Annotated in this window: 14 protein-coding genes and 2 riboswitches; of the genes, 3 read left to right on the top strand and 11 right to left on the bottom strand. The window is 40.9% G+C overall.

Going from position 1 to position 13348, the window contains the following annotated elements:
- Positions 1 to 528: 528 nt before the first annotated feature.
- Positions 529 to 1080 (bottom strand): YbaK/EbsC family protein, encoded by a 552-nt coding sequence (locus NST12_RS14715; RefSeq protein WP_048624137.1) that lies wholly within the window; start codon positions 1078 to 1080, stop codon positions 529 to 531.
- A gap of 344 nt (positions 1081 to 1424) precedes the next feature.
- Here NST12_RS14715 and NST12_RS14710 point away from each other — a divergent pair, with 344 nt between their 5' ends.
- A complete protein-coding gene (locus NST12_RS14710; protein ID WP_048624136.1) occupies positions 1425 to 1832 on the top strand; it encodes a PepSY domain-containing protein in 408 nt (135 codons plus the stop codon).
- Between the two features lie 431 nt (positions 1833 to 2263).
- Here the strand turns inward: NST12_RS14710 and NST12_RS14705 are convergent, their stop codons facing one another.
- Positions 2264 to 2464, bottom strand: a complete 201-nt coding sequence (locus NST12_RS14705; RefSeq protein WP_003354040.1) for a YdiK family protein — start codon at positions 2462 to 2464, stop codon at positions 2264 to 2266.
- A complete protein-coding gene (locus tag NST12_RS14700; protein ID WP_048624135.1) occupies positions 2461 to 3183 on the bottom strand; it encodes a CPBP family intramembrane glutamic endopeptidase in 723 nt (240 codons plus the stop codon). The genes NST12_RS14705 and NST12_RS14700 overlap by 4 nt, the downstream gene beginning before the upstream one ends.
- Positions 3184 to 3473: 290 nt before the next feature.
- On the opposite strand from NST12_RS14700, the gene groES reads away from it, so the two are divergent.
- Positions 3474 to 3761, top strand: a complete 288-nt coding sequence (gene groES / locus NST12_RS14695) for a co-chaperone GroES (RefSeq protein ID WP_003354042.1) — start codon at positions 3474 to 3476, stop codon at positions 3759 to 3761.
- A gap of 50 nt (positions 3762 to 3811) precedes the next feature.
- Positions 3812 to 5434, top strand: coding sequence for a chaperonin GroEL (gene groL / locus NST12_RS14690; protein WP_003354043.1), 1623 nt, complete (start codon positions 3812 to 3814; stop codon positions 5432 to 5434).
- Positions 5435 to 5780: 346 nt separating this feature from the next.
- On the opposite strand, the gene NST12_RS14685 is transcribed toward groL, so the two are convergent.
- The 8 genes from NST12_RS14685 to mtnW form a co-directional block, all read right to left on the bottom strand.
- Positions 5781 to 6551, bottom strand: coding sequence for a DUF3800 domain-containing protein (locus NST12_RS14685; RefSeq protein ID WP_341101741.1), 771 nt, complete (start codon positions 6549 to 6551; stop codon positions 5781 to 5783).
- Between the two features lie 66 nt (positions 6552 to 6617).
- Entirely contained in the window at positions 6618 to 7553 is a 936-nt protein-coding gene (locus NST12_RS14680; RefSeq protein ID WP_445662350.1) for a thermonuclease family protein, read from the bottom strand.
- A gap of 372 nt (positions 7554 to 7925) precedes the next feature.
- Complete coding sequence (locus NST12_RS14675) at positions 7926 to 8195, bottom strand: excalibur calcium-binding domain-containing protein (protein ID WP_341101737.1); 270 nt, start codon at positions 8193 to 8195, stop codon at positions 7926 to 7928.
- Between the two features lie 498 nt (positions 8196 to 8693).
- Positions 8694 to 9053, bottom strand: coding sequence for a response regulator (locus tag NST12_RS14670; protein ID WP_341102255.1), 360 nt, complete (start codon positions 9051 to 9053; stop codon positions 8694 to 8696).
- A gap of 90 nt (positions 9054 to 9143) precedes the next feature.
- A riboswitch (cyclic di-GMP riboswitch) is annotated at positions 9144 to 9234 on the bottom strand.
- A gap of 848 nt (positions 9235 to 10082) precedes the next feature.
- A complete protein-coding gene (locus tag NST12_RS14665) occupies positions 10083 to 10616 on the bottom strand; it encodes a 1,2-dihydroxy-3-keto-5-methylthiopentene dioxygenase (protein ID WP_328204134.1) in 534 nt (177 codons plus the stop codon).
- A 39-nt stretch (positions 10617 to 10655) separates the two neighbouring features.
- On the bottom strand, positions 10656 to 11279 hold the full coding sequence (locus NST12_RS14660) for a methylthioribulose 1-phosphate dehydratase (RefSeq protein ID WP_327797183.1): 624 nt from the start codon (positions 11277 to 11279) through the stop codon (positions 10656 to 10658).
- Complete coding sequence (mtnX, locus tag NST12_RS14655; RefSeq protein ID WP_328204131.1) at positions 11276 to 11935, bottom strand: 2-hydroxy-3-keto-5-methylthiopentenyl-1-phosphate phosphatase; 660 nt, start codon at positions 11933 to 11935, stop codon at positions 11276 to 11278. Before mtnX ends, NST12_RS14660 begins: the two co-directional genes overlap by 4 nt.
- A complete protein-coding gene (gene mtnW, locus NST12_RS14650) occupies positions 11932 to 13173 on the bottom strand; it encodes a 2,3-diketo-5-methylthiopentyl-1-phosphate enolase (protein WP_341101734.1) in 1242 nt (413 codons plus the stop codon). Before mtnW ends, mtnX begins: the two co-directional genes overlap by 4 nt.
- A 66-nt stretch (positions 13174 to 13239) precedes the next feature.
- Positions 13240 to 13347: riboswitch (SAM riboswitch) on the bottom strand.
- Between the last annotated feature and the right edge of the window lies 1 nt (position 13348).

Below are 13348 nucleotides of genomic sequence, written 5' to 3'. Positions count from 1 at the left end.
TGAGCCTTATATTCATAAGGGCTCGGGCTATTTTATTTTTTTAGTAGCGTTGGACGTATTTGTGTACGGCATCCTTGACCTCTTTGACTTTGCAAAAAGAGTGCAGAAGAAAGCACTCTGTCTTGAAATAGCTGAATAAGTTCTCTATGCAGGCATTGTCCAACCAGTTTCTTTTCCTGGATATTCGGGTCCTTGATCGACCGTGACGGCCTCTGGGAGAATGACCATAACGTTCTTTATATTTTTCAAGTGCTTCCTGTCAAGTTAGAGCTTTGTTACAGAAAGGCTTGGTGTGCCCTTTTTACGATAAGTGTACGACTTCTTAGAGGGCCTGCGGAGAGGCTCAAAAAGGACGTCGATGAGGCGTCCCACGGATTTCGTTCTAAAGGATCAAGTCCGTGGGATAAGAGATATTGGCTGCTTGCATATGTAGTATCCAGCATTCGTTTTCCTTCAATCTGGGGCAGATACGATATAGCCGTGATCATTTTCCGGGGATCCGAACCGGCTGGGGATTGATCACCTTCATCATCGTTGAAAGAATCTTGAGCTTTCTGACGTTCTTGTTTCCCCTCCGCTGTCCGAGGTTTTCCCTTCCGTATCCGATTCCTGCCAATCTTTGCATACGTCGATCCAATCCTTGGCACCGGAATAATTCCACAGATCTTCCAGACTCACTTCAATGGCGGAGTTGATGCTTCCGCATGCGGGAAAAACGGTTTTGAACCGCTTTAAGGACAGGTCTAAAAAGATGTCCAAATCATTGGCCAATCCAAAAGGGCAAACCCCTCCGACCGCATGGCCCGTTTGTTCGAGCACTTCCTTGGCGCTTAACATCCGCGCTTTAAAACCGAAAGTATGGCGGAATTTTTTGTTGTCGATTTTGGCGTCGCCGGCGGTCACGACCAACAGCGCACTGTCTCCTTTGCTCCGGAAGCATAAGGTTTTGGCGATGCGGGCCGGTTCTACGCCGATGGTCTGGGCGGCTTGTTCCACCGTGGCGCTCGAAGTATCGAAGACCATAATATCCTGATCCCGATTCCATTTTTTTAGATGGGCTCTAACACTTTCCAGGGACATCTGTCTTTCCTCCTTCATAGGTTCTATATGATTAATGTCTATCTTATCATAATGATTCGAATTTTGTGAGATTTGAGTCTTTTGGGGGCGTGATATTACGGAAGGACGCAAAAGGGACATCCTTGTATGCAGCCGCCGCAGATCGGATGTGATCTTACGGAAGGCATATATAAAGCCAGACCGGTGGCAATGTCCTCTATCCCTTCGTGAACTTTCTTTTTTCTGTCCACTATTATAAGGGGATCATATCAACTTATAGGGTGTTTTCCTTTTTTAAGAAAAAGTTAAGCAAGGCTTGGCATAATGATGGCATCCTCAAATAAATGAAGAAAGGAGAGTCGCATATGAGAAGGGTACGTGCCCTTCATTTTTGGATCGGAGTAATAGCATCTTTGTTTTTGTTCATTGAATCAATAACAGGTCTCATTATGTATGTAACAGGAGAAGAGCGAGGAAAGGATGGTAGAATGGAACAGTTTCATGCAGTCAATACACAGCAAATGGCAACGAACTCTCAACAAAATGGACAATCAGGGCCTCCAGCTGCAGGAGAAATGAATGGGGGTTTTCCGAATAATGGGGGAGAGGGCCATTCATTACAAAGAGTGGTTCGTGAACTTCATACAGGCCCCATTGGTCTAGTGAGTTCGATCGGAATGATCATCATGACCGGGACTGGACTGGCTATTTCGATTCATATACTTCTAAGAAAACGAAGAAAGGCGAGACTTCGAAAATCTCTCGCTACATAAGATGAAGAAAGGGGGAGATTTTCCTTTTGACGCACTTCGTAAAAAAGGAATAAAGAGGTTGGCTTTCATAAATTAGCCGAGCCGTTGATAAAGGCTGCTGCCATGTTTGGTTTTATGTTTTGGTGAAAATGGGAAGATAAAGGGGGTGAGAAATCATCAATGGGCTGAAGAAAATCGAGGCTGTTAAATAATGTGAATCATTCTTTTTTTTGCCGTATATGGGGAGCCTCGGCGAGGAGCGAAGATACGAACGAATGATCACATTATTACACTGAAGCCTCCATTTTGCCCATGCAGAAATAGAAAAAATTCGATTGTCAAAGAAAGATAGCATTCAATTGGCAGAACAATAAAATGAAGGTGAAAGGTAAGCAAATAGGATGGGTATATCGGTTCATGCTTACCTTTTTTCTTTTTGTGAAATTCGTGCCTTATTTTTTGTATCGGCTCTTCATACGGAAATAATAAAAAATGACTCGAATGCCAGATCCCACATCCAACGTCGCCAAAATGATGAGCAAGTACGTAAAAAAACCAAATCCATTGGAATTTACATTTTCAATAGCCATATAAGTAAAAAGGGAACCAAAAAGCAAATAGATGATCCCTGAGGATAGCAATGTTTGTTTCATTGGAAAAATCCTCCAATTAGTCCTTGAATGTGCTGAAGTTGGTCACGATAGAAAAGCTGTACGACGACCACAAGAGTATTCATGGCTACGTGGGCGAAAATAGGAACCAGAATTCTGCCTGTTCTTACATATAAAAAAGCGAATGTGAACCCCATCGCGCTATAAAGAAGAATATGTTCAAATTCCATATGCGCCATGGCGAAAATGACGGAACTGATCGTTGCGGCGATCCAAAAAGAAAAACGTTTGTATAAAGAGCCAAAAATGATTTTTCGAAAAACAATTTCTTCTAATATAGGTCCGAAAATGGATGAAACAAGCATGGAAGCCGGAAATGTTTTGATAATTTGAAGGATATTTTCCGTATTTTTCGAACCGGGATCCACCCCGAAAAGGTTTGCTTCGATGTTGGCGGCGATGCCTTGGGCAAACAGTGCAAGAAATACTCCGGCGATCGCCCATACTATCGATTCTCCTGGAGAAGCCGGAGCTTTTCTCACCAATAAAGCATCAGTACGTGCTTTTCTTAAAATCAGCAAAATAATGATTAATGTAATGGAAAAACTGATGACAATCCAATATCCGGGGGCCGCTTGCCTCATAAAAACGGGGTCTTGTCCTGCCCTGATTCCGATTCGATAAACGAGCGGGACACCGATGAAACTGGATAGCTGCATAAGAATATAAGCAATTAAAATATAACCGTATTCTTTTTTCACTTTTTTATACTCCTTCTCTTATTCATTCATTATTTTCATTCTACTAGCAATTTACATCCCATTCAAATTCAAGAAATACAGGAATAAAACTAGTGGCCGGGGAGAAGATAACATCGGGCATTTTCCCCTCGCGCGGATAAGAGAATTCTGGCGAAAAATCTCGAATAAAATTTTTTGCATCATACTTGCAAAAGAAAGGGGTTTTATTTATTATTATTAATGTGTTAGCACTCGGGTGAATAGAGTGCTAACAATATAAATTACATATGAAAACAAGGAGGTTGTTTCACTTGTTAAAACCACTGGGTGATCGCGTCGTAATTGAATTAGTTGAAACGGAAGAAAAAACTGCAAGCGGCATTGTATTGCCAGATACGGCAAAAGAAAAGCCACAAGAAGGCAAAGTGATCGCAGTTGGAACAGGCCGCGTTCTTGACAGCGGTGAACGCGTTGCACCAGAAGTGTCTGTTGGCGACCGCATCATCTTTTCTAAATATGCTGGTACAGAAGTGAAATACCAAGGTACAGAATACTTAATCCTTCGCGAAAGCGATATTTTAGCAGTGATTGGAGAATAATAACGATTTTTATCATAATGACAATATTTTAACTAAGGGGGTTTTACAAAATGGCTAAAGATATTAAATTCAGCGAAGACGCTCGCCGTGCGATGCTCCGCGGTGTAGATAAACTAGCGGATGCAGTAAAGGTGACTCTTGGACCAAAAGGACGCAACGTGGTTCTTGAGAAAAAATTCGGATCTCCTTTAATTACGAACGATGGGGTTACCATTGCGAAAGAAATCGAATTGGAAGATCCATTCGAAAATATGGGAGCTAAATTAGTTGCTGAAGTAGCCAGCAAAACGAACGATATTGCTGGGGACGGTACTACGACTGCAACTGTACTTGCTCAAGCCATGATCCGTGAAGGATTGAAAAACGTAACAGCCGGTGCAAACCCTGTCGGCATCCGCAAAGGAATTGAAAAAGCGGTTCAAGTGGCTGTTGAAGAATTAAAAGCCATTTCAAAACCAATCAAAGGAAGAGAATCCATTGCTCAAGTTGCTGCTATTTCTTCTGCTGATGAAGAAGTTGGCGAATTGATCGCAGAAGCAATGGAACGCGTTGGCAACGACGGTGTTATCACGATTGAAGAATCCAAAGGTTTCACGACAGAATTAGATGTCGTAGAAGGTATGCAATTTGACCGTGGCTACGCTTCTCCATACATGGTAACAGATTCTGACAAAATGGAAGCTGTTCTGGAAAACCCATATATCTTAATCACTGATAAGAAAATCTCTAACATCCAAGAAATCCTTCCTGTTCTTGAACAAGTTGTACAACAAGGCAAACCGCTTCTTTTGATCGCTGAAGACGTTGAAGGGGAAGCTCTTGCAACACTTGTTGTAAACAAATTACGCGGTACATTCAACGCAGTTGCTGTAAAAGCTCCTGGATTTGGTGATCGTCGTAAAGCAATGCTTGAAGACATTGCTATTTTAACTGGCGGTGAAGTGATTACCGAAGATTTAGGATTAGATCTTAAATCTGCGACTATTGCTCAATTAGGTCGTGCTGGAAAAGTTGTAGTAACGAAAGAAAATACAACGATCGTAGAAGGAGCTGGCGAATCCAGCAAAATTGCTGCTCGCGTAAATCAAATCCGCGCTCAATTAGAAGAAACAACTTCTGAATTCGATCGTGAAAAACTTCAAGAACGTCTTGCTAAATTAGCAGGCGGAGTGGCTGTGATCAAAGTGGGTGCTGCCACTGAAACGGAATTAAAAGAACGCAAACTTCGCATTGAAGACGCTCTGAACGCTACTCGTGCAGCTGTAGAAGAAGGAATCGTTTCCGGCGGTGGTACTGCACTAGTGAACGTTTACAATAAAGTCGCTGCTATTGAAGCAGAAGGCGACGTAGCGACTGGTGTGAAAATCGTTCTTCGCGCATTAGAAGAACCAATCCGCCAAATCGCACAAAACGCTGGTCTTGAAGGATCTGTCATTGTAGAACGCTTGAAAAAAGAAGAAGTCGGAATCGGCTTCAACGCTGCTACTGGCGAATGGGTAAACATGATCGACGCTGGTATCGTAGACCCAACAAAAGTAACTCGTTCCGCACTTCAAAACGCAGCATCTGTTGCCGCTATGTTCTTAACAACAGAAGCTGTTGTAGCTGACATCCCGGAAGAAAACAAAGGCGGATCAATGCCTGACATGGGCGGAATGGGCGGAATGATGTAATATCGTTAAAAAGCCTTTATAATAGCAAAGCTTTCAAAAAGGCACCAAGAATCTTGGTGCCTTTTTGGTGCCGATAGATAATTTTAGAGGTTTCTCATGAGTTATCCGAACTTTTGGGAAGCATCTTTTTTTCTGATCAGCCTTAAGAGATGATTGACATCGTTGACCTGTTGTTTATTTTTGCGAGAAACTTATGGAAATAAGCCAATGCCCCAACATCTTTTGGAATATGGTTCGGCTCGGAAAGCATTTGAATTAAAACCGAATATTTTATATAATAATAGTGGAACTGAAACCAGGCTAGACTTGGGAGTAGGCTCCTACCGGCCCAAATCAATGGGCCTTTTTATATGGACAAAACACCATCCTGTGTTCGTGAAATGGCGGTGCAAAGCACTTTATCAAATTTATTTATAAAGTTATGGGCTTTTTTCTTTTTCATGTATTTCGTCGGATCATATTTTTGTTTCATAAAGTATGCATTCACGTCAACTAATTGATGTATATATGATTCTGCTGAATCTTTACTGTATGGATCTTCAATAATGTATTTTAACGGCAAGTTTCTGAATCCTCCTCCAAAACGACTAGGAATTGGGTTATATCTGCGCATTCTTCGTACCAATTGCTTCAACTTTTTATCATCTGTTTTATCTGGAATCAAAATAAAACTTTCGTTCCAAGTATGATCAATGTCCTTAGCGATAACATCGAAATTTTTGTGTTCTAATGTATTATGAATTCTTTGGATTAGGTACTTCCATGCCATATCAAAAATATCTTCATTTTGATGTGCACTTTTATCAATTACAACAAACATAACCTGAATGTAGTCCAACGATTCTTGAAATTCAATTGCCTTTTTGCAAATCTGAAGTTTAACATGTTTTTTTAAGTGATCGTATTTTTTGGATGACTGAAAAAATTCTGCTGCGTGGATTTCCTCCCTCATTTTTAGGTGATATGTATCGCGTAATTTTCTTCTAAAGTCTACTAAATCATCTAAAAATCGAATCCAATTGCTTTCATGAACAATCAGCGCGCTTAAAATAAAATACTTTGTTGGGCTATTAAATGTTCCAGTATCTCCACTTTCATCAACATAAACCATATACATATTGATTGCTCCTTTCCAAAGAAGATATGTATATTTGTTTAAGAAAAAGCCCCCGAGAGGGCTATCTTAATTTCTTTCACACGCATAATTGTCGTGATCTCTATCGAATTTAGGTTGATAAGCTGGATGACCAGCGGGAACTCCATCTGGATACACTTCTCTAAGCTCTGTACAATTTGCAAAATCTGTTTGGCCAGTACTTGGTGTTGTTGCAGAAGGAGCAGTTGGTTGTGTATTGGCGTTGTTATTAGAGCTAGAGCTTGATCCAACGCTTGTATGAGAACTTTGTGTTGAATGTGTTGAGTGTGATGTGTGTTGACTTGCGGTTTGATTAGCTGCACAACCATTGAATCCTTTGTCCGTCACATAGCCTGGATCTGACCATATATTTAAGTGCTTGTTTTGAGCTGCTTTTTCATCATTTTCATATGTTGATAGATATTTGTACGGCGGGTCGTATATGTATGCAACACGTGCATATCCTTCTTTCAACAGTTCTTCTTGTACAGATTTACCGTCAACAAACACATATGCAAGTAGACGTCCGTATTTATCTCTTTCGCTGCCCTTGTCAAATTCAAGGTACAGATTGCCGCTATTTACTAATTCACGGTTTCTTTCTGCTGCAGCCTTAGCGTACGGTTGAACACATGTACCAGGCTTTTTCGATTCTGGCGTATCAACAAGTAAATAGCGAACCGTTTCTTCTTTGCCTTTGTAGTTAACTTTGATGGTATCACCGTCTACAGTTTCAATGAGAGTAACTGGAATTAAGTTTTTATTCGCATCATCATGAGACGATGACTTTAAAGAAGGGGTAGAAACAGGTGTACGTTTTTCTTTGGAAACATTATGTTCTTTAGTAGTTTTGCTATCATCTGATTTTTGTTTCGTCTCAGTAGAAGCAATTTCTGTTTTATTTGGATGTGATTTTTCATTCTCAAGATCTGGTGCATTTGACGCAAAAACTACAGATAGAACCAATAAAACAATTGATGCTATGGAGAGTTGCTTCCAAGCCCGATTTCGTTTGATTCCAAAAATAATTGTGGCAATTAAAGCCGCAAGGAACGCAACTATAAAAAATACTGCTAATGTATTGAATGGTTCCTTTAGCGAAAACCATAAAAGCGTTAATAAAGAGCCGAAAAGAAAAGTGGATATCGAGATGGATTTTTTATTTTTTTGACTCAATAAGCCAATGCCTGCTACCATGGCTATAATCCCGATAACTCCCAAAATATTAATAAATAACCATTTAATGACTATTATTGCTAGAGATAATAAAACTAGCAATAGTACGATCCCCAAGCAGCCTGCTATAATATTGGGCATTGAATAACACCCCTAACTGAAAGATTTTGGATACAGAATTTATCTTTCACACGCGATAAAATCGTGCTCCCGATCCAATTTTTTGTTTGCATCATATAAAGCTTGTGAAACATATGGCTTATAGCGCGTTTTTCCACCCTTGTTTTTTACGCTTGCAGAACGGGCAACTCCACCTTTGTATACTTTGTTCATTTCTGTGCAGTTTTTGAACGTTTTGGTTTTGACTGCTGCCTCTGTATCGTGGCTGGAATAAACAGAAAATCCTAAAATCAAACAACCAGAAGCTAAGATTCCAAACCATTTTTTCATGATGATTCCCCCTAAAGTAAATTTTGTATGTGAATTATAAAGGTTATCATAGCCGTTTCATTATTTACTTTTAAAGGGCAGGCCTCGAGAAAAGAGCTATCTTGGATAACACTCAAGCAAAGTTAATGAGTGTTTTAACAACATGATCTGATAAAAGTACTTAATTAGCACGGTCGTTATTGGAATGAAATAGCCTTTTCTCGTACATGAATTCATCTCCAATAGACCTATGAATATAGTACTAGATAACATGCAAAAAAATAAATCTTCAAGATAAGCTCATCGAATACTAATGGATCCGGTCTTTTCCCAGTTACCATGTCTGCTCATTACGCTGGAATGGAGGGCAGCACGCCTAGCAAGTTCTCATTTATTCCAAATTATTATTATCTTAATTTTGCGATTTTTTCAATATACAATTCCAATTTTACCATGTTTTTATTTTGGAAAAAATAAAATGGCTAGTAAAGCAAATAGACGGAACGTTTTCTTTTCGATTTAACTAGTAATTTTCTTTAAAATGGGAATTAATTCATGAAAGAAAGGTTTTACAATAAAGTCAGTGGCACCTAGCTTAATAGCTTCCATGATCAAAGTTTTTTGTCCCATGGAGGAGCAGATGACAACTTTGGCTTTCGGATTATGCTTTTTGATTTCATTTAAAGCGTCTAATCCATTTTTATAAGGCATGATGATGTCAAGCAATACAACATCAGGACGAACTTTTTGAAAGAGTGTAATGGCTTCACAACCGTTGGAAGCCTCAGCCACAACCTTGAAGTTGTCATTGGACAAAAGATGTTTTAAATGATTCCTCATAAACTGAGAGTCATCCGCAATAAGGACAGTTGTAAACATTTTTTTCAATTGAATCCAATCCTTTCCTAAAATTTAGGCAAATTTTTAAGAAAGGAATGCAGTTTTGAACAAGATTTATCAAGAATAAATCTTGGCAGCCCGGCTACCATGACAATCTATAGATTGTTTTAGGCCCGTGGCTTTGCGTCTTTTACTTTCGTAAAATTTGCCCAAAAAAATCATAACACATCGAATATTGTCGATAAAGTTTTGTACTTTATAATAAAATGTTTACTTTTACGTCAAGAATAGCAAAGAGCAGATGGAAATGAAAAAGAGGAAATCGTATAAAACGTGATTGTAGCGGCAGCAAAAGCAGAAGAACATGAAAAAAGAGGAGTCTCGCTGCAGCGAACAGCATTCAGAAGAGATATAATTTACAACACTTATGCTCATCATGTATAATAGTATTGAGTAATTCCATATGATAATAAAAAACGAAGGTGCGGCAACACCTTCGACTATACAATAGACGGTTCCCTTCAAGGGGGATCGACAAGGCAGAAAGAATCCATAATCCACCCGGTCTCGTTAACTCAAGGGTGGATTATTTTCTTTGGTGATATGACAGTATCGAAACAATGAGACTTGCAAAAGTGAGTGCAAACATCAATGCTTGAAATACCGTCATCGGCATCACCCCCTCTCTTTTAGGGGTAAAATGCCGACCACCCTTGAGCTTTTCCCGTAGCTATTGTGTTTCTATTATATCACGTGTTTATTTTTTTCATAGATTATTACGAACGTTTGTTCCTTTTTACCAAGTTAATGATTTGATTTCGCGAATTTTGCATGTGATGAATTGCTTTTTTTAATGATGGCAAGGGGGAGTTGTATTGGTAAAAAATAGATAGTGCAAGGGGAAGCAGCGGAGAGTAAATATCTTTTGCTAAGTGAGATGGCTAGTCGCTTTTACCTATTTCGATTGAAATATAAGAAATGCCTTTTACTAGAATGTCGAGGGCTTTGTCACTGTTAATTCATAACAACACCCCTCTTCTGCTTTAGTAGAAGAGGGGTGAGGGGATATTAGGCTTTGGTTTCTTCTTTTTCATAAATCGGCACCCAGCCTTCGGTTGTGACAAAAATGCGTATGGCGACAACGCGACGATCTTCTTGCAGTGTAAAATAGTGGCGCGTATTTTCGGGAACGGAAATTAAATCGCTCGGCTCTAACTCGACGTCAAAAAACTTTCCGTCTTTTCCTTGAATCACAAAGATTCCGTGGCCGCTGACAATAAAGCGGACTTCGTCATCTGTGTGATGGTGTTCACGCTTGAAATTTGTGAGCAATTCATCCAAGTTCGGTGTATTTTCAGATAAAGAAATGACATCTTGCGCTTTATAGCCGCGACGTTCGGAAATATCCGCAATTTCCTCTTTAAACGTTTCTAAAATTTCATTTTTTTCTTCTTCCGTAAGCAAATATTTCTCACGCAAATGTTCCGGGAGTTTGGTAATATCCCATTTTTCGTAAATAACGCCTTGCTCGTCTAAAAATTGGATTACTTCTTCTTCCTTTGTAATTCTTTCATTTGTTTCATGTAAACGAATCGTTGCCATTTTTCTTCCTCCTTTATTTTTGCTTATCCCTTTTGTACTTTAAAGCGCAAGTGGGGTCAGGCACCTTAATTTGATATGATAACTGAATAAAAATTCATATGCTTCCAAATATTTTTTCGCTTCAAATGCGGTGCGTCCCCATACGGTAATGCCATGATTGCGAATGAGGACGGCGCCTGCATCGTCGTGCACATGCCGGGCGAATTCTTTCGCCAGCGTTGGAATATGGGCGTGATTTTTGATGATCGGAATGCGAATCACAGCGTCTTCTTCCCAAAGTCCGAACGCTTTTATAATTTCTTGATTGCTAAATTCCACTTCTCCAATGTCACCGTATAATTCAGAAATGACATTATTATCGATGGTATGGACATGGAGGCCGCAGCCTGCATTGGTTCTGTTATAAATTTCCACATGCAAAAGCGTTTCCGCTGAAGGTTTTAAATGGGTTTCTTCAGCCGGATGGCCAAGCGCATCTACGAGAAGGAAGTCTTCATCGGTTTGCTTTCGTTTATCTTTTCCGCTCGCGGTAACAAGAAAGTGGAGAGGATCATCGGAAACTTTAATCGATAAGTTCCCGCTTGTCGCAAAAAACCAATCGCGCTCGGCCAACTCCGCTTTCACATCGGCAAGTTCCTTCCATTTTTTCTCAAGTTCACTCATGCTCCCACCTCCAGCTTCTCAAGCACCTCCACTACATCAAAAAACGTGTTGAATGGTGAATGGGAAATGCCTAGTTTCTTGCACTTTTCCAGTAAAAAGTCGCGAGCAATGACATGGTCCGCTAATTTTGCCACAGCTAAATCCGTAATGGAATCTCCTATGACGATATGGAATCCATCCGGTTTTGAGTGCTTCCGCAGCAGCGACGGCTTGCAACAGCCGCAACCGTTTTGGCAATGTTCATCACACGAATAAGGCCAAACAATTTGAATGGTTTCATTGCTAAAGTCTGAGCCGTTGCAAAAAATGCGTTCTTTTTCGATAAGTCCTTCCAGAATCGGATAGACGAAAAAATCAATGCCGCCGCTCACTACATAGAGCGGAATGTCGTGTTGTCTTGTAAAATCGACAAATTCCCGAAAGCCGTCGCGAATACAGGCCGTTTGTAAAACGTAGTCTGTAATCTCTTCTTTCAATTCGGAAGAAAGGAGGGAAAACATGTTTCCGACACCTTCTTGAACGGTCAGCCGCTCCGCCAATATATCGTCTTTTAGCACTTCCCATTCCGGAGGAGCAAACTGTTTCATAATCGCAGCGATATTATCTTGGGTGGTAATAGTTCCGTCGAAATCGCAAAAAACGATTGGTTTTGTCATACTGTCACCTCGTGAGCGCCCCATAAGTCAATAGCCTTTTTCAGCTCTTCATGGTCTTTGGCGGATTCTTCCAGGGTTTTTCCTGCCAGCACTGCCTCAATCGCCGCACGGAATGCTTTTCCTCCGCCTTCAGCTCCATCCGGGTGGCCATGTATCCCGCCGCCGGCATTAATGACGCTATCGATTCCAAAATCGCGAATTAAAAGCGGCACTAGACCTGGGTGGATACCCGCAGATGGAACCGGGAAAGATCGTTTCCAATGCTCATCTTCTTTCGTCAACTCGTCGGCAATGCCGAGCGCTTCACTTCGATCAAGGGCGACGCTTCCATATGGCGATGGGAAAAGAGCAAAATCGGCTCCGGCTAATCGAAGCAATTTTCCAAGCAAGAGCGGGCTTTTGATGCCATAAAACTCTGATGGTGTAAGTGCACCGCTGACAGCTGGATGGGCCATAATCGGAATGGCAATGTCTTCATCTTCGCGCAAGCCTTGCAATACGTCTAATCCATAAGCGAACACGTTAAAAAGAATCACATCGGCACCGATTTCCGCCGCGCGTTTTGCTTTTTCTTTTAACTCGAATGTTTTGCCCGTTAAATTGACCGCATACAACGTTTTCTTTCCTGTTTTTTCGTATACATCGTTCAGCACGGCTTTCCCGTTGATGATTCGCTTTTCAAACGGAGTTAAGTCGTTTTCAAACAAAATTTCGTCGTCTTTCACGAGATCGACTCCGCCGAGGGCTTGTTGTTTTAACTGTTCCGACAAATAATCTAAATCACGCCCGATGACGCCTTTAAAAATACTCATGAGAAGCGGACGATGATCGGCGCCGACTTTTTGGCGAATTCCGTCTATTCCGAAGCGCGGACCGGGAAACTGTTTTTTTAATTCTTCAGAAAAAGCAAGATCGACCAGTTTCACTTCGCCATCGAGCGACAGCTTGCCGAATACGGTTGTTAAAATCGCCGGTAAATCGGCGCTGAAATTGAGGCTTGGATACGCAATGCGGACAAGTCCTCGCTTCACACGTTTGCCCAGATACTCATTGACTCGCTCGTCCTCTTCCAACGGTGTGACGCTCTCGACTTCTCCTTTATGCTTCTGCAATTGTTCTTTTTGCAGCTGCGGCAAATTGGTCCAAGAACCAACCGTGAGGCCAAGAGCAATTCCTTCTGCTTTTTTCTCCAAATCTTTCTCATCGTGAATAAGATAGGTGGCAATGACTTGGCTCATGTTCATCCCTCTTTCTAAGTTCAATAAAAAAACCTCTTCATAAGAAGAGGCTAGAGGTTCACACTCTTCTTATCTCTCAGCATATCGCTGCAAGAATTAGCACCGTGCTTAACGATTGTTAAGTCGGTTGCCGGGCTTCATAGGGCTCGTCCCTCCACCTGCTCTTGATAAGAAT

It is taken from the genome of Bacillus sp. FSL W8-1127, assembly GCF_038006725.1.
Lineage (GTDB): Bacteria > Bacillota > Bacilli > Bacillales > DSM-4216 > Bacillus_O > Bacillus_O smithii.
The sequence above is the reverse complement of the archived record's forward strand: the minus strand, read 5'-3'. Positions and strand labels throughout refer to the sequence as shown.